Annotated in this window: 20 protein-coding genes and 4 tRNA genes; 17 read left to right on the top strand and 7 right to left on the bottom strand. The window is 72.5% G+C overall.

Annotated features, from left to right (window positions below):
- Positions 1-8 precede the first annotated feature (8 nt).
- Both ADL05_RS16570 and ADL05_RS16565 read left to right on the top strand, forming a co-directional pair.
- Positions 9-1709 carry an MDR family MFS transporter gene (locus ADL05_RS16570; RefSeq protein ID WP_082376470.1) on the top strand — a complete coding sequence of 567 codons (1701 nt, stop codon included), beginning with the start codon at positions 9-11 and terminating at the stop codon, positions 1707-1709.
- A gap of 453 nt (positions 1710-2162) precedes the next feature.
- Entirely contained in the window at positions 2163-2420 is a 258-nt protein-coding gene (locus ADL05_RS16565; protein ID WP_053617875.1) for a PspC domain-containing protein, read from the top strand.
- A gap of 394 nt (positions 2421-2814) precedes the next feature.
- Here the strand turns inward: ADL05_RS16565 and ADL05_RS16560 are convergent, their stop codons facing one another.
- Complete coding sequence (locus ADL05_RS16560; protein WP_053617874.1) at positions 2815-4122, bottom strand: MFS transporter; 1308 nt, start codon at positions 4120-4122, stop codon at positions 2815-2817.
- Positions 4123-4636: 514 nt separating this feature from the next.
- Complete coding sequence (locus ADL05_RS16555) at positions 4637-4987, bottom strand: metallopeptidase family protein (RefSeq protein ID WP_053617873.1); 351 nt, start codon at positions 4985-4987, stop codon at positions 4637-4639.
- 186 nt (positions 4988-5173) lie between these two features.
- On the opposite strand from ADL05_RS16555, the gene ADL05_RS16550 reads away from it, so the two are divergent.
- The 5 genes from ADL05_RS16550 (at position 5174) to ADL05_RS32460 (ending at position 7567) form a co-directional block, all read left to right on the top strand.
- A complete protein-coding gene (locus ADL05_RS16550) occupies positions 5174-6691 on the top strand; it encodes a metallophosphoesterase (RefSeq protein ID WP_053617898.1) in 1518 nt (505 codons plus the stop codon).
- A gap of 94 nt (positions 6692-6785) precedes the next feature.
- Positions 6786-6858 (top strand) — tRNA-Glu (locus tag ADL05_RS16545).
- 90 nt (positions 6859-6948) lie between these two features.
- Positions 6949-7023: transfer RNA gene (locus tag ADL05_RS16540), tRNA-Asp, on the top strand.
- Positions 7024-7050: 27 nt separating this feature from the next.
- A tRNA-Phe gene (locus tag ADL05_RS16535) sits at positions 7051-7124 on the top strand.
- A 44-nt stretch (positions 7125-7168) separates the two neighbouring features.
- Positions 7169-7567 carry a three-helix bundle dimerization domain-containing protein gene (locus tag ADL05_RS32460; RefSeq protein ID WP_369800953.1) on the top strand — a complete coding sequence of 133 codons (399 nt, stop codon included), beginning with the start codon at positions 7169-7171 and terminating at the stop codon, positions 7565-7567.
- A 305-nt stretch (positions 7568-7872) separates the two neighbouring features.
- Here ADL05_RS32460 and ADL05_RS16525 read toward each other — a convergent pair whose 3' ends face one another.
- Both ADL05_RS16525 and ADL05_RS16520 read right to left on the bottom strand, forming a co-directional pair.
- Positions 7873-9300, bottom strand: a complete 1428-nt coding sequence (locus ADL05_RS16525) for a hypothetical protein (RefSeq protein ID WP_082376469.1) — start codon at positions 9298-9300, stop codon at positions 7873-7875.
- A 60-nt stretch (positions 9301-9360) separates the two neighbouring features.
- Entirely contained in the window at positions 9361-10470 is a 1110-nt protein-coding gene (locus ADL05_RS16520; RefSeq protein WP_053617872.1) for an alcohol dehydrogenase catalytic domain-containing protein, read from the bottom strand.
- Between the two features lie 165 nt (positions 10471-10635).
- Between ADL05_RS16520 and ADL05_RS16515 the strand changes: the two genes are divergently transcribed.
- Entirely contained in the window at positions 10636-12318 is a 1683-nt protein-coding gene (locus ADL05_RS16515) for a GAF domain-containing protein (protein WP_053617871.1), read from the top strand.
- A gap of 66 nt (positions 12319-12384) precedes the next feature.
- Positions 12385-12888 (top strand): hypothetical protein, encoded by a 504-nt coding sequence (locus tag ADL05_RS16510; protein WP_156365872.1) that lies wholly within the window; start codon positions 12385-12387, stop codon positions 12886-12888.
- A gap of 27 nt (positions 12889-12915) precedes the next feature.
- Here ADL05_RS16510 and ADL05_RS16505 read toward each other — a convergent pair whose 3' ends face one another.
- Complete coding sequence (locus tag ADL05_RS16505; RefSeq protein WP_053617869.1) at positions 12916-14103, bottom strand: FAD-dependent monooxygenase; 1188 nt, start codon at positions 14101-14103, stop codon at positions 12916-12918.
- A gap of 5 nt (positions 14104-14108) precedes the next feature.
- Positions 14109-14741: a TetR/AcrR family transcriptional regulator gene (locus tag ADL05_RS16500; protein WP_053617868.1), complete on the bottom strand. Its 633-nt coding sequence runs from the start codon at positions 14739-14741 to the stop codon at positions 14109-14111.
- Between the two features lie 234 nt (positions 14742-14975).
- Here ADL05_RS16500 and ADL05_RS16495 point away from each other — a divergent pair, with 234 nt between their 5' ends.
- From ADL05_RS16495 to ADL05_RS16470, 6 genes are all read left to right on the top strand, one after another.
- On the top strand, positions 14976-16013 hold the full coding sequence (locus ADL05_RS16495) for an iron-siderophore ABC transporter substrate-binding protein (protein ID WP_053617867.1): 1038 nt from the start codon (positions 14976-14978) through the stop codon (positions 16011-16013).
- A gap of 11 nt (positions 16014-16024) precedes the next feature.
- Positions 16025-17077, top strand: a complete 1053-nt coding sequence (locus ADL05_RS16490; protein ID WP_053617866.1) for an iron ABC transporter permease — start codon at positions 16025-16027, stop codon at positions 17075-17077.
- Positions 17074-18123: an iron chelate uptake ABC transporter family permease subunit gene (locus ADL05_RS16485; RefSeq protein WP_197285824.1), complete on the top strand. Its 1050-nt coding sequence runs from the start codon at positions 17074-17076 to the stop codon at positions 18121-18123. The genes ADL05_RS16490 and ADL05_RS16485 overlap by 4 nt, the downstream gene beginning before the upstream one ends.
- A gap of 1 nt (position 18124) precedes the next feature.
- Positions 18125-18967, top strand: coding sequence for an ABC transporter ATP-binding protein (locus ADL05_RS16480; protein ID WP_053617865.1), 843 nt, complete (start codon positions 18125-18127; stop codon positions 18965-18967).
- 71 nt (positions 18968-19038) lie between these two features.
- Entirely contained in the window at positions 19039-19629 is a 591-nt protein-coding gene (locus tag ADL05_RS16475; RefSeq protein WP_053617864.1) for a hypothetical protein, read from the top strand.
- Positions 19630-19675: 46 nt separating this feature from the next.
- Entirely contained in the window at positions 19676-20497 is an 822-nt protein-coding gene (locus ADL05_RS16470) for an alpha/beta fold hydrolase (RefSeq protein WP_231640775.1), read from the top strand.
- A gap of 74 nt (positions 20498-20571) precedes the next feature.
- Here the strand turns inward: ADL05_RS16470 and ADL05_RS16465 are convergent, their stop codons facing one another.
- Positions 20572-20979, bottom strand: a complete 408-nt coding sequence (locus tag ADL05_RS16465; RefSeq protein ID WP_053617862.1) for an RNA-binding S4 domain-containing protein — start codon at positions 20977-20979, stop codon at positions 20572-20574.
- Positions 20980-21496: 517 nt separating this feature from the next.
- On the opposite strand from ADL05_RS16465, the gene ADL05_RS16460 reads away from it, so the two are divergent.
- Positions 21497-21571, top strand: a tRNA-Asp gene (locus ADL05_RS16460).
- Between the two features lie 67 nt (positions 21572-21638).
- Positions 21639-22364, top strand: a complete 726-nt coding sequence (locus ADL05_RS16455) for an rRNA methyltransferase (RefSeq protein WP_053617861.1) — start codon at positions 21639-21641, stop codon at positions 22362-22364.
- The last annotated feature ends 71 nt before the right edge of the window (positions 22365-22435 follow it).

Raw genomic sequence — 22435 nt, 5'->3', positions numbered from 1 at the left:
GGAGTCCCATGTCCACACCCACCGCGCCACCGGCCGAGTCCGGCGTCGGCCGTTCCCGGCTGCGCTGGATCTTCCTGGCGATCATCCTCACGATGCTGCTGGCCGCACTGGACCAGACCATCGTGGCGACCGCGCTGCCCACGATCGTCGGCGAGCTCAACGGCCTCGAACACCTGTCCTGGGTCGTGACGGCCTACATGCTCGCGGCCACCGTCGGCATGCCCATCTACGGCAAGGCGGGCGACATCTTCGGCCGCCGCTACGTGTACATCTTCGCGATCGCCGTGTTCCTCCTCGGCTCGGTCCTGGCCGGGCTCGCTCAGGACATGACCCAGCTGATCCTCTTCCGCGCCCTGCAGGGCATCGGCGGCGGCGGGCTCATGATCAGCGCGCAGGCGATCATCGCCGACGTCGTCTCCCCGCGTGAGCGCGGCAAGTACATGGGCGTGGTCGGCGGTGTCTTCGGGCTGGCGTCGATCGCCGGCCCGCTGCTCGGCGGCTTCTTCACCGACCAGCTCGACTGGCGCTGGATCTTCTACATCAACCTGCCGCTGGGCGCGATCGCGCTGGTCACGGCCATCGTCACGATCCGGCTGCCCCGGCCGTCCGGCCCCAGGCCCAGACTCGACTACATGGGCACGCTGCTGCTGGCCGCGACGAGCGTGTGCCTGGTGCTGGTCACGAGCTGGGGCGGCCACACCTACGACTGGGCCAGCCCGCAGATCATCGGACTGGCGGTGGGCGCGGTGGTCGCCGCCGGGCTGTTCGTCCTGGTCGAGCAGCGGGCGGCGGAGCCCATCCTCCCGCTGCGGCTGTTCCGGGACCGCGACTTCGTGCTCACGGCGATCATCGGCATCACCGTCGGCATCGCGATGTTCTCCACCGTGTCCTACCTGCCGACGTTCTTCCAGATGGTCAAGGGCGCCAGCGCGACCGAGTCCGGGCTGCTGATGATCCCCATGGTGGCCGGAATGCTCACCAGCACCATCACCACCGGTCGGCGCATCTCCACCACGGGTCGTTACAAGCACTGGCCGATCATCGGCACCGCCATCATCATGGTGGGCCTGGTCCTGCTGTCGCGGATGGACACCGACACCACCTACCTCTACAACGGGTCCGCGATGCTGGTCCTGGGCCTGGGCGTCGGCATGGTGATGCAGAACCTCGTGCTCATCGTGCAGAACACCGCGCCCCGGCGCGATCTCGGAGCGGCCACGTCGGCCAACAACTACTTCCGCCAGATCGGCGCGTCCTTCGGGATCGCGGTGTTCGGGTCGATCTTCGTGTCCCGGCTCAACGACCGGATGGCCGAGGCGCCCGGCGGCGGAGTGGAGTTCGCGGGCGGCGAGGCCGGGATCAGTTCCATGACCCCGCAGATGCTCCAGTCCCTGCCGGATCCCGTGCGCGCGTTCGTCGAGCAGGCCTTCGCGGGGGCGCTGCCGCCGATCTTCCTCTACGCGGTGCCGATCGCGCTGGTGGGCTTCGTGCTCTCCTGGTTCATCACCGAGAAGCCGCTGGCGACGACCGTCGGCGCCGAGGACGGCGGCGAGTCCGGCTCGGGGGCGGGGGACGGAGGCGAGCCGCGCCCGGGTGTCGAGGCCGCCGACACGTCCCCCGGCACGTCGGTGGGGGCGTCGGCCGAGGCGTCGGCGGAGGCGTCCCCGGGGACGTCACCCGGGACGGGCAGGGGTACCGCCACCAGGTGAACGTACCGGGGAGCCGTCGGCGGTAGCGGCACCCGCCGTGAGGCCGCCGTGAAGTGCTCCGCCATGAGGTGCCGTCCGTGAGATGCCCCGCCATCAGGCGCATCGGCACGAGGCTGCCCGATGCCCCGCCATGAGGTGCCGCCCGTGTGGCGCACCGCCACGAGGCCGCCCATGAGGTGCCCCGCAATGAGGCGCCGCGCATGAGGGCCGCGCATGAGGTTCCCCGCCACAATGCGCTGCGCATGAGGCGCATCACCCGAGACCCCGTCCACGAAGCCGCCGGGGTGTGCCACACGCCTCAGGAACCACTCGCGCCCCCGTGCCGTCTCACTCGGTACGGGGGCGTATCGCCGCCCCCCACCTGCTCCCTTCCCTGGGGGTCGGGGGGATGTCAGGGGCGGCCCAGGGCTGTCCCCGATGGGAATCGTCGTGGTGAGGAGGCAGTCTGGAGATATGAGCGAGAACTTCACGACCAAGCGCTTCTGCCGCAGTGACTCCGACCGCTTCCTGACCGGCGTTTGCGGGGGCATCGCCGCCTACACCGGGATCGACGCCACCATCGTCCGCCTGATCTTCGTGGTCTTCGCGTTCCTCGGCGGCGGCGTCTTCGTCTACGTCCTGGCGTGGCTGCTGATGCCCGCCGAGCACGAGAAGCGCTCCCTGCTGGAGCAGATCATCCGCAACTTCCAAGGAAAGCCGAGCGAGAGCTGATGTGGACCCTGAGAGCCCACCCCGGGTGGCAACGACGCGACATCGACGCCCCGCGCGAGGAGTGCGAGGGTGAGGAGGCCCGCGACTCCTCGGCCGACGGCGGCCGGGACCGGTAGGTAGAGGGAACGCGGGACAGGAGACGGGCAGCGGGAAGCAGGAGGCGGTGCCGGCCACGCCCTTCGGGCGGCGGCGAGCCCCCTCCCGCCGGGGCGGCTCGGCGGGCAGCTCCCGCTAGGACGTGTATGGCGGATACTCGCCCTGCTGCGCGTCGCCCAGCGGCACTCTCACCGCGTTCTCATCAGTCGGCAGGGGAACCACCCCGACTCCCTCTTCGGCCTTGCGAGAGCACCACTGGCTGCACCGCTCGCGACGGGCAGCATCCACCACACGCGCCCTAGGACGCCTTCTCCGTCTGGTTCATGAGCGCGACGGTGTGGCCCGCCAACCGGGACCACGGCAGCGCCAGACCGGCCGCCAGGACGATCCCCGCGGCTCCGGCGCCGATGACGACGACGTTGGGGCCGAACGACTCGGCGAGGAGTCCCGCGAGCAGGATGCCCAGGCCCTGAGCGGTCTGCAGGCCCGCCGCGACCAGGCCGAAGGCCAGACCCCTGCCCTCCTTCGGGACGCACAGGACGAAGGCCGCGTTCGCCACGATCTGGTAGGAGCTGCACGCGCCGCTGACCGCGAGCGCCGTGATCATCAGCCACAGCGGGGGATCGAAGAGCCACAGCAGCAGGGGCACCGACGCGAGCACGGCCAGCGGGCCGAGCATGCGGATCCTCGTGGGCGGCGGAATCAGCCGGGTGAGCACGAAGCCGCCGACGAACGCGCCGATGAACGGACCCGCCATGATCAGCCCCGCGGAGGTGGGGCCGCCGCCGACCTGCTCCGCCAGCGGGCTGGCCAGCCCGTAGGGGATCATGTACAGGCCCGCGAGCCAGGCCATGAGCGCCAGGGTGCGCAGGCGGTCGTCGCCGAACACGAGCTTGGACCCGTCGCGGATCATCACCGGCAGCCGGGGGCGCTCGGAGGCCTCGGCCCGTGGTGAGGGCCGCGACCGCACGCCGAACAGCACGATGAGCGCCGCCAGGACGATCACGGCTCCGTTGGCCATGAAGGCCGTGTCGACGCCGAGCATGGCGGCGATGTAGCCGCCCGCGGCCAGTCCGGCCAGCGTGCCGATCTGCGTGGTGAGCTGGAAGATCGCCAGGCCCGCGACGTAGCGCTCGCCCTGGACGATCTCGGTCAGCAGCGCGGCGCGGGCGGCGGCGAACGGCAGTGTGGGCAGGACCGAGCAGAACAGCAGGGCCCAGACCGCCCAGAGCGGGACGCCCGGGATGCCGATCGCGAAGATCAGGGACGCGCGGAGCAGATCGCAGACGACCATCACGCGGCGGCGGGGGAAGATGTCGGCGACGCCGGACAGCAGGGGGCCGGCGATGAGCGGGGGCAGGAACGTCAGCGCCAGCGTGAAACCCGCGGCGAGGGGCGAGTCGGTCTGCTGGAACACCAGCGTCACGGCCGCGATGTTGAGCAGGTTGGAACCGATGGTCGACAGGGCGTGGGCGAGCCAGAGGGAACGGAACTCGCTGATGGCCATGACCTGGCGGTAGCTGCTGCGCCAGGAATCGTCCGGGGCATCCGAGGAGGGCGAACGGTCCTCGTCTTCGGGTGTGTGGTTGAGGCGCGGTTCGGCCACCCGGCACTCCCTAACTGTTACATGGTTGAAATCACGCTGTGTCGTGTCCCAATGACCAACGGTTCCGGAAGGACGGCCGTGTCGCAAGCCCGTTCCGGAAATTTGTGTCTGTTTCGTTGCTGCGGGTGAGGGGGATCGCCTGAATTCGGCGCGGAATCGAGTTCGGGAGCTATCTGGTGTTATCGCTGCTGGGAGCGGTGTTCTTGGGGTGATTGAGGTGATTGCTCCGCCGCTGGTTCCACGCGAACCGTTGTTGCCCGGACACGCTAGGAACCCGAAATGGAATCGGATTTCTTCAGGAACCGAGGCCCGTTGTGTGACGCACGGTCGCTCCTGGGGGAATGGCCGGTCGGGGTGTGGCCGAATCCGGGGAGCGTGGCCGTCCGCTCTCGTGGTCGTCCCCGGGCGGGTGGTCGCCCCGGCGGGTGGTCGCCGACCCTCGTCGTCTCCGGCCCGTGCGGGGTCGTGCGGGACGCGCGACCGTCCCCGAGGGCGTGGTTGCCCGCGGTCGCGGTCAGCCCCAGCCGAGGTCGCCGAGACGCGCGTCGTCGATGCCGAAGTGGTGGGCGATCTCGTGCACGACCGTCACCAGGACCTCCTCCACCACCTGTTCGGGCGTCTCGCAGAAGGAGCAGATGTTGAGCCGGTAGACGAAGATCTGGTCCGGGAGCACGCCGAAGTAGCCGTCCCCGCGCTCGGTCAGCGGGATGCCCTCGTAGAGACCGAGGAGGCCTTCCGGGGACTCGTCCTCGACCGTGATGACCACGTTGTCCATCAGGCGGGTCAGCTCCGGAGGGATCCGGTCCAGCGCGTCGGCGACCAGTTCCTCGAATTCTTCGCGTGCGATGTCCACCACGTCTGCCATTGTGCGGCCTCGGAGGGGCTCGGTGGGACGGCGGCCCCTGGCGCGGCGGATCGGGGGAGGCGAGGGGAGGACGGCGTGTCGGCCCCCGGCGAACGCTCCCGGTGGGCGGGGCGCGACGGCACAAAAGCACTCCGGGCGGGAGGAAGCGTTGGGAACGGGCCGTGTCACCGGCATGATGGGGGTGTGGTGTCTTGGGAAGCGATTCGTGCTTACGACTACCGTGGTGCCTTCAACAAGGTGCGCGCCGGGCGTGCGTGGCGGTGGGGCGGCGTCGCCGCGGCGGGCCTGGTCGGGGGCTGGCTGGGACTCGCGCTCGGTGGTGAGGTCGTCACTCCGATCGGGCCGGCCGACGTCACGCTCGGGCTGAGCCTCCAGTGGGACGGCGAGACGGTCGTCGACGTCCGCCCGCTGGGGCAGCTCGCCTTCGACACGCACGACGCGCCGCTGCGTCTGGAGGCGACCATCTCCGACATCCGGCTGTCGGCCGCCGAGGAGATGTTCGCCGACCCCGACGCCATCAACCGCATGGCGGCCGGTATCGGTTCGGACCTGCGCGCCGGCGTGATCTCGCTCGTGGTGCGCGCCCTCGTGGCCGCCACCCTGGGCGCCGTGATCATGGGACTGCTGCTGTTCCGGAGCGCGGGGCGGGCCCTGTTCAGCGGCCTCGTGTCACTGGTGGTGCTCGTGGGGTCCGGGGCCCTTGCGGCCTCGTCCTTCAACCCGAGTGCCATCGCCGAACCCCGCTACACCGGACTGATCGCCGGCGCACCGCAGGTCGTGGGCGGCGCGGAGGCCGTGGTCAGCCGGTTCAACCAGTACCAGGAACAACTCGCCGGACTCGTGGGCAACGTCGCGATGATCTACGAGGCCACGTCGACGCTGCCGGTGTACGAGGAGGACGAGTCGGTCGTCCGGGTCCTGCACGTGTCCGACATCCAGCTCAATCCCGCGTCGTGGAGCATCATCCGCACGCTGCGCGAGCAGTACGGGGCCGACGTGGTCGTGGACTCGGGCGACCTGACCGACCGGGGGAGCGCGGCCGAGGACGTCTTCGCCGACGAGATCGCCGACCTGGAGGTGCCGTACGTGTGGGTGCGCGGCGAGCACGACTCCATGGGAACGCAGCGCGCGGTCGAGTCCCAGCCGAACGCGGTGGTGCTGGACGAGGACACCGAGGAGGTGGCGGGTCTGACGTTCTACGGGGTCGGCGACCCCCGGTACACGCCGGACGCGACCCGGCTCAATCCCGACGAGGAGGCCGTGGCGGCGCTGGGCGAGGAGCAGGCGTCGTCGGTGGCCGAGTCCGACGCGGGGAACGAGGTCGACGTCGCGGTCCTGCACACCCGCACGCAGGGGAACGCGTTCGACGGGGTCGTCCCCCTTGTGCTGACGGGCGGCGACCACATGCGCTCGACCGCGCTGGGCGATCAGGGGACCCGGTTCCTCGTCCAGGGGTCCACGGGCGGGGCCGGATTGAGTGGGCTTGATCACGGCAGGGGAAGACCGACGCCGTACCAGGCGTCGGTGCTGTACTTCGACGTCGAGACCGGGCGGCTCCAGGCCCGCGACGACATCGACCTCGGCGGGATCGGGTTGACGTCGGCGCAGGTCGAGCGGCATATCGAACCGGACCCGGATCGGCCCGTCGGCGACGAGCCGGAGGAGGCCGAGGAGGATGCCACGGAGCCGGAGCGGACCCCGTAGGGTGGGGGTTCGCGCAGGTCGGCTCGGGGTGCCCGACGGGAAGAATCACTTTGGTGTTGGTGACGATCTCCCCTATGCTGAACCTGTCACACGGGCCCCCATCGTCTAGCGGCCTAGGACGCCGCCCTTTCAAGGCGGTAGCGCGGGTTCGAATCCCGTTGGGGGTACGGCGCGGTTCGAGCACTGTCGGACATCTGGCAGAATGAGTACCGCGACAACGCGCCAGGTCAATGCGACCGGGTGCGACAACAGAACAAGGTCCTGTGGAGCAGTTAGGAGTGCTCGCCACCCTGTCAAGGTGGAGGCCGCGGGTTCAAATCCCGTCAGGACCGCTGCGAGATCGAGAGATCGTCGCACGCGGCTAGGTAGCTCAGTTGGTACGAGCGTCCGCCTGAAAAGCGGAAGGTCGGCGGTTCGACCCCGCCCCTAGCCACAACCCACACACATGCAAAAAGGCCCCGCCACCTGCGTAAACAGGTGGCGGGGCCTTCTCGTGCGTTCACCGTCGACCAGCAGTACGCACTGGGAGTCGCCTCAGGCATGCTCGCCGACGAGTTCGCGGGGGTGTTCGACACCGAGACCATCGAGCGGTTCCTGCACTCCAGCTATGACCAGTTCGGGGACCGGGCCACCGTCGCCCAGTTCCTGCCGCTGCTGGCCGAGCGCTTCGCCCGCCAGCGGCTGAGCGCCCTGGCGCGGATCGAGAGCACGGTGGACGACGGCCGCCCCGTCGTGCTGTTCCTGTGCACGCACAACGCCGGGCGCAGCCAGATGGCTCTGGGCTTCTTCCGGCGTCTGGCCGGTGAGCGGGCGATCGCCTGGTCGGGCGGATCCGAGCCCGGGCAGGAGGTCAACCGGTCACGGTGGCGGCCATGAAGGAGGTCGGTATCGACATCGCGAGCGAGTTCCCCAAGCCGTGGACGGACGAGGTCGTGCGCGCCGCCGACGTGGTGGTCGGCAGGGGCTGTGGGCACGCGTGACCGATCTTCCCGGGCGAACGCTACGAGGAGTGGACCCTGGACGACCCGGCGGGCCAGGACATGGCCGCCGTGCGGTCGATCCGCGACGAGGTCGAGGAACGGTCCCGCGGGCGCCGCCGCGCCGACCGGCACGGGACGCGCGAGGGCCCGGCGCGCACGCGCCGGGCCCTTCGGGTCAGCGGTCGGCCCGCCGGCGGCCGGTCAGCTCTCCACCACCCGCTCGGGGGACTGTCCGGCCTCGGGAGCCTTCCCGCTGTCGCGGGGCCTGCGCTCGTGGTTGATCACGCCGTCGTCCTCGCCGGAGAAGAACCGGCGGCCGTACACGAGCAGGCAGAGGACGATGCCCACGGCGAAGCCCCAGGCGGCGCCGTTCAGGGCCAGGACTGCGCCGGTGACTCCGGCGATGCCCAGGTCGGTGCGGCTGCGCGCTTCGAGGATGCCGACCTTGACGCTCACGAAGCCCTGGATGATGAGCGTGAGGGCGAGTGCCACGCCCAGGACGGGCTCCACGAGCGAGACGATCGGCAGCAGCCACAGGCCGGTGTTGGTGCCCCAGCGGAACGAGCCGGCGCCGCCGAAGATGGACTGCATCGCGTCGCGGCCCTTCTTGTACCGCTCCGAGATGGCCACGTGCATGGCCGCCCACAGGGGGCCGCACATGGTGACGTCCGGGCCGATGATGCCCATGAAGGCGTTGCGCCCGCCGAAGATGACGTGGGCGCGGTTCGGGTTGTAGGTGACCTTCTCGTCGGTGCGGACCTCGGAGGCCTCGTCCAGGACGGCACGCGCCTGCAGGACGTCGCCGAAGACCACGATGTAGGCGGCGGCCACGGTGGGGACCGCGGTGAGCAGCATCATCGCCGGCGGGAAGCCCACGCCGAAGACGGTGTACTCCGTCCACAGGGTGACGAAGTCGGGCGTGGCGAAGCCCCATTCCAGGGTCGGCCACGGCGCCTCGCCGAAGAGCGGCGCGACGACGACGGCGAGCAGGATGCACGGCAGGATGCCGAGGCTGCCGATCAGCCGCAGCACCCGGCTGTGCTCCTGCGCCTTGGCGAAGCCCTTGGAGTACAGCAGGAGGAAGGCCAGGCCGACGGCGATCGAGATCGTCCACGGGAAGGTCTCGAACCGGCCGCCCTCGGCGAAGACGCTCTGCACCGCGGCGAAGCCGGCTCCGACCACGATTCCCGCGCGCAGCGCGTTCGGGATGAAGCGGACCACCTTCGAGGCCAGCCCGGTCACCCCCAGGGTGATCGACAGCACCGCGAGGACGAGCTGGAACGCGACCAGCGCCTGGACCCGCTCGGGGCCCTCGGGGAACTGCTGGCAGTAGACCATCAGCAGGGGGATGGCCGGGGTGATCCAGCCGGGCACGACCGGGTCGCCCAGCAGGTGGTGGAGGAGGTAGAGGAGGCCGTTGAGGACGACCACGGCGAGCGCGGCCTCGAACGGCATGCCGAGGAGTTCGGTCAGCAGCGGGATCGCGGCGAGGTCGACCGCGCACATGACCAGGCCCTGCGTGTAGTCCTGCCACTGGAACCTGTAGTGCACGAAGGGCAGGCGGACCTCGAACGGCCCCGCCTTCCAGTGCGCCGAAGCCGCGTCCGGCTGGGAGGGTGTCTGACTCATTGACCAGTGCTTTCGTGATCCCCGGGCACGGTCGCGCCCGGGTCGGTGGCTACTCGGGGGTCACTCGTCGAAGACGATGACCTGGCGGACGGCCCTGCCCTCGGCGAGTTCGTCCATGGCCTCGTTGATCTCCTCCAGCCGGATCCGGCGGCTGATCAGGTGCTCGACGGGCAGCCGGCCCTCGCGCCACCACTGGGCGAACTTCGGGATGTCGCGCGCGGGGACGGCGGAGCCCAGGTAGGACCCGATGACGGTGCGGGCCTCGGCGGTCATCGTGAGCGGTGAGAGCCGCGCCATGGCGTCCGGGCTCGGCAGGCCCACCGTCACGGTGCGCCCGCCCGGGGCGGTGGCGGCGAACGCGGTCTCGAAGGCGCGCGGGTGCCCGGCGCACTCGATGGCGTGGGCGGCCCGGACTCCCTGGTCGGCCACCTCGTCGGGGGTGTAGGCGTGGGTGGCGCCCAGCCGCCGGGCCAGGTCCAGCTTCTCCGGGAGCGTGTCGACGGCTATGACGTCGCCGGCCCCCTCGGCGACCGCGGCCAGCAGCGCGGCCATGCCGACCCCGCCCAGGCCGACGACCATGACGCTCTCGCCCGGCGCGGCGCGCACCGCGTTGAGCAGCGTGCCGCCCCCGGTGAGGACCGCGCAGCCCAGGACCGCCGCTATCTCGGCCGGGACGTCGTCGTCGACGGGGACCAGGGAGGCGCGGTCCACGACGGCGTGCGTGGCGAAGCCGGAGACGCCCAGGTGGTGGTGGACGGTCTCCCCGTCACGGGTGAGGTGGCGCGATCCGCGCAGCAGCCGGCCGTCGTTGTTGGCGGCGGTGCCGGGACCGCAGGGCAGCCTGCCGTCCGTCCGGCAGCCGTCGCACTCGCCGCAGCGCGGGAGGAACGTCATCACCACGCGGCGGCCGACGGAGATGTCGGTCACCTCCGGGCCGACGGCCTCGACGCGGCCGGCGGCCTCGTGGCCGAGCAGCATAGGGACCGGGCGCACGCGGTTGCCGTCGAGCACCGACAGGTCGGAGTGGCACACCCCGGCCGCCTCGATCCGCACCCGCACCTCGGTCGGCCCGGGTTCGGCGAGCTCCACCCGGGCCACGCTGACGGGGGTCGACTCCGCGTACGGGCGCCGCCGCCCGATCTGCTCCAGTACCGCCCCGGTGATCTGCACCGTCGTCCGTCCTTCCTTGTGGGCCTCCGCGAGGGTGGTCCACGGGTCGTGGGACCCGGTTCGCGCCAGCGTGTGGCGGGTGACCAGGCAACTTACGGAAACTTAACGTGGCGGTGACAGCGGACACGATGTGCTGGCGACCATTGATCCGAGTAGGTTGTGTGCATGGCGAACACCCTTCGGCGCTCGCGTGAGGACCTGCTGAGGGTCCTGCTCGACACCGCCACGGACCTCACCGCGCTGCGGGACGTGGAGGCCGTCCTCCAGGCGATCGTGCGCCGCACGCGCGCGATCGTCGGCGCGGACATGGCCTACATCAGCCTCAACGACCCCGAGCGCGGCGACACCTACATCCGCCAGTCCGACGGTGTGACCACGCCTGCCTACCGGGCCCTGCGGATGCCGCTCGGGGTCGGGGTGCTGGGGCAGGTCGCGACCGGCCTGGCGCCCTTCCAGACCTCCGGGTACCTGGCCGACACCTCGGTCGTGCACGACCCCGAGGTGGACGAGATCGTGCGGGCCGAGGCGGTCGAGACGATCATGGGCGCCCCGCTCACCGTGGCGGGCCGGGTGATCGGCGCGCTCATCGTGGCCGAACGGCGGTCCCGCCGGTTCGAGCCCGAGGAGGTCAGCTGCGTCGAGTCGATCGCCAAGCAGGCGGCGGTCGCGATCGACAACTCGCTGCGCTTCGAGGAGATGGCCCGCCGGACCGAACTGCTCAACGTGGAGCACCGGCGCAGCGCCGCCGAGCTGCAGCTGGCCACCCGGATGCTCGAACTCGACCGCAGGCTGCTGGACGCGGTGATGGTCTCCCCGGACGTCGACCGGGTCCTCACCATCGGCCGCGGCGCGCTCGACGACGACCTCCACCTGCGGGACGCCTCGGGCGGACTGCTCGCCACGACCGCGGACCGGGCGGCGGCCGAGGCCGTCCCCGATCCCGGCACCGCCGTCGCGATCACCGCGGCGGCCGAGACCCTGGGCACGCTGCACACGGGGTCGGTCCTGGACTCCGACGACAGGGCGCTGCTGGAGCGGGTCGCCGTGCACGCCGCCCTCGCGCTGCTCTTCTCACGCGCCGAGGAGGACGCCGACCTGCGCGGCCAGCACGAGCTGGTCGACGACCTGCTCTCCGGCGTGGACCTGCCGCACGACCGGCTGGAGCGGCGGATGCGCCGCTGGGGCCTGCGGTCCGACGACCGCCTGTGGTGCGTGTCCCTGGACGTGTCCTTCGCGGACGCGCGGCGGTGCCGCCAGGTGCTGCGCGCCGCGATCGGGCGGTCCGTGATGACCGTGCACGACGACCACCTGTGCCTGCTCACGGCCTCGCCCGGCTGGGAGGACGGACTGCGCGCCGTGTTCGAGGGCCACGGCTGGCCGCTGCGGGCGGGTGCGGCCGGTCCGGTCACGTCCCCGCGGGACCTGCCCGACGCGCACCGGCGCGCGTCGCTCGCCCTCGGGTCGCTCGTCACCCTCGACCGGGACGGCGTGCTCGACGGCGAGCGGCTGGGCATGGTGCACGCCCTGCTCGACCTGGCCCGCGCGGGCGGGCTCCCGGGCTCGCTCACCCGCGCGATCGACCCGCTGCTGGCCTACGACGACGAGCGGGGCACCGACCTGGCGCGTACCGCCTTCCACTACCTGGAGACCGACGGCAGCGTGGCGCGGGTCGCCGCACTGTTGCACCTGCACCGCAACACCGTGCGGCAGCGGCTGACCCGCATCGGTGTCCTGCTCGGCACGGGATGGGACGCCTCGCCGCGCCGTCTGGAGACGCACCTGGCGCTGCACGTGCGCGACGCACAGGTGGGTCTGCGCCGCCCCGGGGCCTCCGCGCCCCCCGGGTGAACGCGGGTCGTACGGCTGTGGTCCGATACGGGTGGTCCTTCGACGACACACCCAGGAGAGCGGTCCATGCCACCTTCCCCGAGCCGACGTCCGAGCGAGACGGAACAGCTCCGACAGCGGTTGGCGCGTCTGGAGGCGCGCTTCCACGCGCACGCCTACGACGCGGAACGGCTGCGGGCGGCCACGGCTCTGCTGACCGGGGGCACGGTCGTCGTGTTCCTGTCGCGCGCCCTGCCGTGGGCGAGTGACGAGAGTTGGGTTCCGTCGGGCGACGACGCCATGCTCACCTCCTTCCTCCTCTGGGTCGCCGTGGCCGCGCTGGCGGCGGTCGTCGTGCGCTACTTGCTCCGTCCGTCCCGCTTCTTGCTGGGGGCCGCCGTCGGGCTGGCGTGCGTGCCGCCGGCCCTCATGCTGGTCGAGTGGGCGATGGTCGCCGCTGCCGCCGACACCGCCTATGCCGACGACGTCGCCGACCCGGAGACCGGCCGGAGTGTCCTGCTCATGGTGCTCGGGTGCGCGGTGGTCGGCGGGACCGCCGCCTGGCTGCTCCAGGAGGAGCGGTCCTCCTGACCTGACCGGTCGATGGAGGCGCGCCCCTCAGCCGCGGATCTGGAGGCGGCGCTGGAGGAAGCGGCTCACGAGCGGGTTGGCGGCCATGCGCAGCGGTAGGTCGCGCAGCCACAGACCGAACCGGTCCTCGGGCGCGTACAGGCCCTTCACCTGGCGGCCCAGGCGCTGTTTGCGCTCGGCCTCCGGGCGGATCCGCCGCTCCCACGCGGCCAGGGCGGCCGGGAGGTCGTCCGGGTGTTCCTCCAGGGCGGTGCCCAGGGCGTCCGCGCCGCCGACGGCCAGCGCCGAGCCGTACCCGGCGAAGAGGGTGACGCACCAGGCCGCGTCGCCGAGCAGGACCACCCGGCCGCGGCTCCACCCGTCCACCTCCATCTGGCTGACGGTGTCGAAGTACACGTCCCGCGCCGCGGCCAGCTGCTCCAGCACCTGGGGTGCCACCCAGCCCATGTCCCCGCAGGCGCGCGGGATCGCGGTGTACGGGCCCTCGGCGAGTTCGCGGCCGGACTCCTCGGAGCGGTAGCCGAAGAAGGCCGCGGCCCCGTTCGCCCCCAGGTCGATGACGGCCAGGGTCCGGCCGGTGTCGGTGAGCGAGGCGGTGGCGCCGGGCGCCACGCCCTCGGGCCGGTGGTCGAGCATGAACACGCCCACCATGTGCCGCAGGTCGCGGCGGTACGCCGACTCCGGGCCGAAGACCTGGGCCCGGGTGGCCGAGTGCAGGCCGTCGGCGCCGATGAGCAGGTCGGCGGTGGTTACGGTGCCGTCGCTGAGCGTGGCGCGCACGCCGTCGGCGTCCTGCTCGACGCGTTCGACGGTGGTGCCGTAGGTGAACTCGGCGTGGTCGCGGACCCTGCGGTGGAGCACGTCCTCGATGTCGCCGCGCAGCAGGTTGAGGTTGCGCTCGCCCGCCAGGGCCCGCACGGTCCGGCCGGGGACGGTGAACGCCTCCGTCCCGTCCTTCCTGACGTAGACCAGGGCGTCGGGCGTGATGTGCCGGTCGAGCAGGTCGGGCAGGACGCCCATCCGCTCGGCGGCGTCGTAGCCGATCCCCGCGAAGGAGACGGCGTACCCTCCGCCTCGGCGCCGCGGGGCGCGCTCGACGACCCGGACGCGCCAGCCGGCCTGGTGCAGGCGCAGGGCCGCGGCCTGGCCGGCGATGCCGGCGCCGACGATGAGGGCGCTCCTGGTGCCGGACGGTCCGGTGTCGTGGGCGGTCATGGCGGTCAGCCCTTCTGCGGGGTGAGGCCCGTGGCGACGATGTCCACCAGCAGGTCCTGGATCCGGGGCAGCAGGGCGGGGTCGCCGAGCAGCTCCTTGTTGAGGGGCAGGACGAGGACCGCCTGGATCACGCCGAGGAGCACGGCGGGGTCGTGTTCGGGCAGCTCGCCCTCCTCCTGGTGGTGGCGGAGGAAGTCCGCGAGGGCCCGCGCCGGGTTGTCGGGCGAGGCCGTGAAGGCGGAGACGGACTCCGGATCGGCGCTGCCGAGCCGGCGCGTGACGGCGGCCATCTCCTCCGGGTGGGTCATGAGGCGCCGGTAGAGCGGGTCGGTCTCCAACCGGCGCAGGGTGGCGTGCAGGAAGCGCCGCAGGCCCTCGCGGACGTCCTCGGTGCTGAGCAGGGCCTCGTCGACGACCTCGCGCTTGACGTCGGCGGCCTGGCGCATCATCAGCTCCAGGTAGAGCGCCTCCTTGGCGGCGAAGAACCGGTAGAAGCTGCTCTTGGCGATGCCGGTGCCGCTGACCAGGTCCTCCAGGGAGGTCTTGCGCAGGCCCTGGGTGGTGAACAGCCGTTCCCCGTTGGCGAGCAGCCGCTCGGTGACGCGGGCGCGTTCGGCCTCGCTGAAGGCGGCGGGCACGGGCCGACTCCCTCCGGTCTCGGTGGCGGGGTGTCCCGCCGTCGTGTGTCTATTTGAACATAGTGGATTTTTGTTTTCAAGACGCGGCTCCCGCGTACGGAGCCGGATCCGGGAGACGCCGGGGGCCGCGGACCAGGTACTGGTCAGGTGTTGTTAGCCTTGCCTAACCAACCCTCTCCGTGCCGCCACGGTCGGCAGAGGCCCGGCCGTACCCCCGTCGAGGAGAACCACCGCATGACCGCCCTGTCCAGCCCCGTCCAGATCACCGCGGCCGCCCTCGTCGGCGCCGCCCTCCTCACCGCCTGCTCCGGAACCGACGCCGGGGACGACGGGCAGCCGGTCGGCGGTGGCGGCGACGGCGCCTTCCCCGTGACCGTCGACAGCGCCCTCGGCGAGGCGGTCATCCCCGAGGAGCCCGAGCGCGTCGTCACCTGGGGCTGGTCAGCGCAGGACGTCGTGCTGGCCCTGGACGTCGTCCCGGTGGCCATGCCCCGCAACGACTACGGCGGCAACGAGGACGGCGTCTTCGAGTGGGACGCCGACAGGATCGAGGAGCTCGGCGGCGAGCAGCCCACCCTCCTCTCCGGCGCGCACGCCGACGCGCCGCCGCTGGAGGAGATCGTCGAGGCCCGCCCCGACGTGATCCTGGCCCCCAACTCCGGCCTCACGCAGGAGGACTTCGACCGCCTCCAGGAGATCGCCCCCACCGTCGCCTACCCCGACCAGCCCTGGGCCACCACCTGGCAGGAGCAGGTCGACATCGTCGGCCGGGCGCTGGGCCGGGAGGAGGAGGCCGCCGCGCTGCTGGAGGACACCCAGGCGCAGGTCGGGGCGCTGGCCGCGGAGAACCCGGAGCTGGAGGGCACGACGTTCTTCTACGCCGCCGCCAACGAGGCCGACGTGCTCAACGTGTACCGCGAGTACGACCCGCGCGTGGAGATGCTCGTGGACCTGGGCATGGAGCCCAGCGCCAGCGTGTCCGAACTGGACGCCGACCCCGACGAGTCGTTCTTCTACTCGCTCAGCTACGAGAACCTGCAGGAGATCGAGACCGACGTCCTGGTGATGTACTTCGCCGACGAGGCGTCCCTGAGGGAGTTCACCTCCGACCCGCTGGTCGCCGCCATGCCCGCCGTCGAGGAGGGCCGCTTCGCGCCGATCGTGGGCGAGGACTTCGTCATGGCCAGCAGCGCCCCCACCGTGCTGTCCATCCCGTGGATGCTCGACCGGTACGTGCCCGAGCTGGTCGCCGCCGCCGAGAACGTCGAGTAGCGCGGAATCCGATGACCACCACCACCGGGGGCGGCGCCCGCACCGCCCCCGCCACCCGCGGGCCCGGGCGGGCGCGCTGGGCGCTCGGCTTCCCGCTGCTGGGCCTGGCCCTGGCGGTCGCCGCGCTGCTCAGCCTCGCCGTGGGGGCCAACCCCCTGCCGCCGGCCGTCGTGCTCGACGCCGTGCTGCGCTACGACCCGACCCTCCCCGACCATTTGGTCGTCGTCGAGAAGCGCCTCCCGCGGACCCTGGTCGGGCTCACGGCGGGCCTGGCCCTGGGCATGGCGGGCGCGGTGATGCAGGGGCTGACCCGCAACCCGCTCGCCGACCCCGGCCTGCTCGGGATCAACGCCGGAGCCTCGCTCTTCGTGGTGGGCGCGATCGGCCTCCTCGGCGTCACCTCGCCCGGAGGGTACGTGTGGTTCGCCTTCGCGGGGGCGGCGGTGTCGGCGGTGGTCGTGTACGGGGTGTCGAGTTTCGGCCGTGAGGGCGCGACCCCCGTCAAGCTCGCGCTGGCCGGTGCGGCGGTCACCGCCGCCCTGACCTCGATCGTCACCGCGGTGCTGCTCGTCGACCAGTCCTCGCTGGACCAGATGCGGTTCTGGCAGGTCGGGGCCCTGGCGGCGCGGGGGCTGCCGGTGGTCGCCCAGACGACGCCGTTCATCGTCGGCGGCGCGCTGGTCGCCCTCCTGCTCGGCCGCTCGCTCAACGGCCTGGCGCTGGGCGACGACGTCGCCCGCGGGCTCGGCCAGAACATCGTGCGGACCCGGATCCTGGCGGCCGTGGCGATCGTCGCGCTGTGCGGCGCCGCGACCGCGTCGGTCGGGCCGATCGCCTTCGTCGGACTGCTCGTGCCGCACATCGCCCGCGGCGTCGTGGGCCTGGACTACCGGCTCATCCTGCCCTTCAGTGCGCTCGCCTCGCCCACACTGCTGCTGGCCTGCGACGTCATCGCCCGGGTCGTGGCCCGGCCGGGCGAACTCCAGGTCGGGATCGTCACGGCGGTGATCGGCGCGCCCCTGTTCATCGCACTGGTACGCAAGGGAAAGGCGGTGCGGCTGTGATCACCACCCGTCCGGACGGCCGGGGCCGGACCGTCCGAGCCGTCCGCCGGAGCGGCACCCGGCGCGAGACGGCGGTCACGCTCGTCCTCGTCCTGCTGCTCCTCGGCGCGATGACGGTGGGAGTGAGCGTCGGTCAGGCGTCGGTGTCCCTGCCCGAACTCCTCGACCTCCTGACCGGGCGGGCCGACCAGGTCACCCGGTTCGTGCTGATCGAACTGCGGCTCCCGCGCCTGCTCACCGCGGTGGTCACGGGCGCCTGCCTCGGCCTGTCCGGGGCGCTGCTCCAGACCATCGTCCGCAACCCGCTGGCCAGCCCGGACATCGTCGGCATCACCCACAGCGCGAGCGCGGCGGGCGTCCTGGGCGTGGTCTACCTCGGCCTCAGCGGCCTGGCGCTGGCCGGGTTCGTGAGCCTGGGGGCGCTCGCCGCCGCGATGGCCATCTACCTGCTGGCCTGGCGCCACGGCGTGGCCGGCTACCGGCTGCTGCTCGTGGGCATCGGGGTGGCGGCCCTGTCCACCAGCGCCGTCTCCTGGGTGCTGACCCAGAGCGACATCCGCGACGCGCAGGTGGCCCTGACCTGGATCACCGGCAGCCTGGCGCGCGCCGACTGGCCCACCCTGAACCCGCTGCTGGGCTGCTTCGCCGTGTTGCTGGCGGTCCTGGTCCCGCTCGGCGGCCGGCTGCGCTCCCTCGAACTGGGCGACGACTCCGCCACCTCGCTCGGCGTGCCAGCCGAGCGCTCCCGGCTGTGGCTGCTGCTGGCGTCGGTGGGCCTGGCCGCCTCGGCGGTGGCGGTGGCCGGGCCGGTCGCGTTCGTGGCCCTGGTCAGCGCGCCGATCGCCCGGCGCACCGTCCGGTCGGGCCGCCTGGCGCTGCTGCCCGCGGCGCTGATCGGGGCGCTCATCATGCTCGCGTCCGACCTCCTCGCGCAGTTCACGATCCCCGACGTCACCCTCCCAGTGGGGGTCGTGACCGGGATCGTGGGCGCGCCGTACCTTCTCTGGCTCCTCATGCGGACCAACCGGTCCGGGGCAGGTGGTTGACATGACCTCGTCCGACACCGCGCGTACGGCGGACCCCGCCGCCTTCTCGGCCCTGGCTGCCGAGGACCTGTCGCTCGGCTACGGCGACCGGACCATCGTGGGCGGCCTGAGCATGGCCGTCCCGCCCGGTGTGGTCACCTCGATCGTCGGCGCCAACGGGTGCGGCAAGTCCACCCTGCTGCGGGGCCTGGCCCGCCTGCTGCCGCCGCGCGGGGGCCGCGTGCTGCTCAACGGCACGGACATCCGGACCCTGCCCACCCGCGACGTGGCCCGGACGGTGGGCCTGCTGCCGCAGAGCCCCGTCGCGCCGGACGGCATCACCGTCGCCGACCTGGTCGGCCGCGGCCGCTATCCGCACCAGGGCTGGTTCCGCCGCTGGACGAGCGGCGACGACGAGGCGGTGCAGGAGGCCCTGGAGGTGACCGGGACGCTGGACCTGGCGGATCGGTCGGTGGACGAGTTGTCCGGTGGGCAGCGGCAGCGGGTGTGGATCGCCATGACCCTCGCCCAGCGGACCGGCCTGCTGCTCCTGGACGAGCCCACGACGTTCCTCGACATCGCGCACCAGGTGGAGGTCCTGGACCTGCTGCTGGAGCTGAACCGGACGCAGGGGACCACGGTGGTGATGGTCCTGCACGACCTCACCCTGGCCTCGCGCTATTCCGACCACCTGGTGGCGATGCTCGACGGCTCGGTGTACGCGTCCGGGCGGCCCCGCGACGTGGTGACCGAGGACCTGGTCAGGGACGTCTTCGGGCTCGCGGCCCAGGTCTTCCCGGATCCGGTCACGGGCACGCCCAGCCTCTCGCCCCTGGTGCGCAATCCCGCGCACATGCCCACCTGAGACCGGAACCGGACCGGGCTCCGGGGATCTCCCCCGGTGACGCTGACACCCGAGCAGGAGGGAACCGAGGTATGGCCGAGAGGAAGGCCGAGGACGGCCCGGACGAGCTCCACCGGCTGCGCAACCGGATGGCCGCCCTGGAACAGCGGGTCGCGCACAACGAGGTGGGCACGCTGCACGCGCGGGTCGTGGCCGGCGGGTTGGGGGCGGGAGCCATGGCCCTGCTGCTGTCACTCTCCCTGCCGTGGGTGCGCGGCGGCGGCTTCGGGCCCTCGTTCGACGAGGACGGAGAACTGAGCCTCGGATCGTCGGCCCGCTCCGTGGGAACCGGGTGGGAGCTGCTGTCGACGGCGTTCGACGACGGCTGGTGGCTGCTCGTCACCGGGCTGGTCGCGGTGCTCCTGACCGCGGCCCTGGCGTTCGCCGGGCTGTTCGGCGCGCGGCGCGGCGTCCACGTCGCCGTCCAGGCCGCGGGGCTGACCCTGCCGGTCCTGCTCCTGCTGGCATGGCCGCACGGATCGGACCCCGAAGCCGGCGGCGGACCGATGATGGCCGCGGCCGCGGGCGTGGTGGTCGCCCTGGCGTCGTTCTGGGCGGTCTCGGAGATCGACCGCACCGCGGAGAACCGGGCCGTGTGGGAGCGGCTGGGCCGACAGGTGTGACCCGCGACGCGGCGGGATCCGGATCGCGCGGGTAGTGTCCGGACGCGTGAGCCACGTGATCGCCGCCGACGGCACCCGACTCTGGTACGACGTCCTCGGGGAGGGCGAACCCCTCCTGCTGTTCAACGGCCAGGCGCTCGACCACGAGATGTGGGAGGGCGTCCACACCGGCCTCGCGCGGCGGTACCGGGTCGTGCGGACCGACTTCCGGGGCACCGGCGGCAGCGACGCGCCGCTGGGGGAGCCCTACAGCCTGGAGCTGTTCGCCCGCGACGCCCTCGCGGTCCTGGACGCGCTCGGGATCGGCCGCGCCCACGTCTACGGCTTCTCGATGGGCGGCAAGGTCGCCCAGACCCTCGCCGCGCTGGCGCCCGAGCGGATCGGCGCGCTGGTCCTGGGCTCGACCGCGCCGGGCGGGGACCACGAGGTGGAGCGTCCCCGTTCGGCCACGCTGGCGCTGCGCCAGGCCGGTACGGCCGCCGGGGCGGACCTGATCGGCCCCCTGTTCTACACGCCCGAGTGGGCCGCCGCGCACCCCGACACCGTCGCCCGGATCCTGCCGCGCGGCCCCCTGCGCGCCCAGCGCCTGCACTACGGGGCCAGCACGGGCTACGACGGCTGGGACCTTCTGCCCGGCATCACCGCGCCGACCCTGGTCGTGCACGGGGAGGACGACGAGCTCACGCCCGTGGGCAACGCCGCGCTGCTCGCCGAGCGCGTCCCCGGTGCCCGTCTGTTGACGCTGCCCGGGATGCGCCACGGCTACCTGCACGAGGACGAGCCCGAGGCCACCCGGGCGGTCCTGGAGTTCCTGGAGGAGCACAGCGCGGCCGTGCGCGGTCGCGCGGACGATCCACTGCGCGCCTGACAGCGCCACCGGTGCCGCTCACACCGGCGGGACCACAGCGGCGGGGGCACACCAGCGGGAGCACCGTCGCGGGATCACAGCGGTGGAGGGAACTCCGTGCGCATGCGCTCCATCTGGCGGCGGTCGCGCTTGGTCGGGCGGCCCGCGCCGCGGTCGCGCCGCACGAACGGCACCGCCGCCTCCGGGGGAGGGGCGGGAGTCCGGTCGGTGTAGCAGCGCGCGGCGACCGGTGCGCCGACCCGCTTGGCCAGCACGTGCGTGACGTCGACGATGCGCGTGGTCCCGTGCAGGCGGACCCGCACCTCGTCGCCCGGCTTGACGGTCGTGGCCGGTTTGGCCGGGCGGTCGTTGACGCGGACGTGTCCGCCACGACAGGCCTGGGCGGCGTCCGCGCGCGTCTTGACCAGGCGCACGGCCCACAGCCAGCGGTCGACCCGCGTGGAGTCGGGGCCGGGCGGCAGGGGAGCCGAGGACTCGTTCACACCGGTTCCCTTCTGGAGAGAGGAGCGTTCTCCGTCACTCTAGGCGTGCCCGCTCGGGCGCCTGGTAGACGGGGCCTTCGCGCCCTCCGGTGGGCCCGCTCGTTCCTCACGGACCCACCTCCGGGCCCTCCAGGACCCGTCGGCGCCCTCGCCGTGCCTTCCTGGGGCCTCCGCTCGTGCCTCGCTTCGGCCCGACCACCCCCCTGGGGTCGGGGTCAGCGGGGCCGTTTCGGCTCGGGCGCCTGGTGGACGGGGCCTTCGCGCCCTCCGGTGTGCCCGCTCGTTCCTCACGGACCCACCTCCGGGCCCTCCAGGACCCGTCGGCGCCCTCGCCGTGCTTGCTTCGGGCCTCCGCTCGTTCCTCGCTTCGGCCCGACCACCCCCTGGGGTCGGGGTCAGCGGGGCCGTTTCGGCTCGGGCGCCTGGTGGACGGGGCCTTCGCGCCCTCCAGGACCCGTCGGCGCCGTTCCCCGGTACGAAGTACTCCGAAGTCGCGCTAGAGTTGTACACGCAGCGAGGTCCTGTGGAGCAGTTAGGAGTGCTCGCCACCCTGTCAAGGTGGAGGCCGCGGGTTCAAATCCCGTCAGGACCGCAGAGGAAGGCCCGGCGTCTGAGGACGCCGGGCCTTCGCTGTTGTGGGGAAAGTCGAGGGGGCGGTTGTGGTCTACCGGTACGCCACGGAACGGGCGGACCACTCGGCGCTGGCCAGCGGGAACGTGCTGCGGTCCGCGCCCGGGTTCCCCGGGTTCCCGGTGCGGTTGGCCAGCGAGCTGTTCCAACGGGGGTTGGCGCACGTTCCCCGGGAGCCGGTCCGGATGTGGGACCCGTGCTGCGGCAGCGGCTACCTGGTGACCGTGCTGGGGCTGCTGCACCGCGACCGGATCGTCCACGCGCGGGCCACGGACGTGGACCCCGACGCGGTCGCCCTGGCCGCGCGCAACCTCGCTCTGCTGACGCGCGAGGGGCTCGCCGAACGCGAGGAGGAGCTGCGCCGCTCCGCACTGGACTTCGGCCGGGCGGAGTTCGTCGGGCGGGCCGAGACCGCCGGAGCCCTGGCCGCGGGTCTGGCCTCGATGGGCGGCGACCTCCCGCACGAGACGGGCGTGGCGGACGTGTTCACGCTCTCGGAACCGGTCGAGGCCGACCTGGTGGTCACGGACGTGCCCTACGGCGACCTCACGCACTGGCGGGGCGAGGCCCCCGGCGACGACCCCATGGCGGCGCTGTTGGCGTCCCTGGGCCGGGTCCTGCCCCCGCACGCCGTGATCGTGGTGACCGCGCGCACGCGCCGGGTCGTCCTGCCTCCCGGGGTGCGCGCCCTGGAACGGGTGAAGGTCGGCAACCGCGCGGCCGTGCTCGTGCGCGCCCGCGACGTGGCGCCCTGACCGAGGCGCACCGCGGCCTTCGTCCACAAGCTGTGGGCGACGCACCGGACTCCGCACCGTGTGTGCTCCGA

Source organism: Nocardiopsis sp. NRRL B-16309 (assembly GCF_001279585.1).
Lineage (GTDB): Bacteria > Actinomycetota > Actinomycetes > Streptosporangiales > Streptosporangiaceae > Nocardiopsis.
Note: the sequence above shows the minus strand (reverse complement) of the source record. Positions and strands in the feature narration are given on the sequence as shown.

Coding starts and splice junctions, on each gene's coding strand:
- ADL05_RS16570 (WP_082376470.1), top strand. CDS start 9: ATGTCCACACCCACCGCGCCACCGGCCGAGTCCGGCGTCGGCCGTTCC.
- ADL05_RS16565 (WP_053617875.1), top strand. CDS start 2,163: ATGAGCGAGAACTTCACGACCAAGCGCTTCTGCCGCAGTGACTCCGAC.
- ADL05_RS16555 (WP_053617873.1), bottom strand. CDS start 4,987: ATGGCAGACGTGGTGGACATCGCACGCGAAGAATTCGAGGAACTGGTC.
- ADL05_RS16525 (WP_082376469.1), bottom strand. CDS start 9,300: ATGAGTCAGACACCCTCCCAGCCGGACGCGGCTTCGGCGCACTGGAAG.
- ADL05_RS16515 (WP_053617871.1), top strand. CDS start 10,636: ATGGCGAACACCCTTCGGCGCTCGCGTGAGGACCTGCTGAGGGTCCTG.
- ADL05_RS16510 (WP_156365872.1), top strand. CDS start 12,385: ATGCCACCTTCCCCGAGCCGACGTCCGAGCGAGACGGAACAGCTCCGA.
- ADL05_RS16505 (WP_053617869.1), bottom strand. CDS start 14,103: ATGACCGCCCACGACACCGGACCGTCCGGCACCAGGAGCGCCCTCATC.
- ADL05_RS16495 (WP_053617867.1), top strand. CDS start 14,976: ATGACCGCCCTGTCCAGCCCCGTCCAGATCACCGCGGCCGCCCTCGTC.
- ADL05_RS16490 (WP_053617866.1), top strand. CDS start 16,025: ATGACCACCACCACCGGGGGCGGCGCCCGCACCGCCCCCGCCACCCGC.
- ADL05_RS16480 (WP_053617865.1), top strand. CDS start 18,125: ATGACCTCGTCCGACACCGCGCGTACGGCGGACCCCGCCGCCTTCTCG.
- ADL05_RS16475 (WP_053617864.1), top strand. CDS start 19,039: ATGGCCGAGAGGAAGGCCGAGGACGGCCCGGACGAGCTCCACCGGCTG.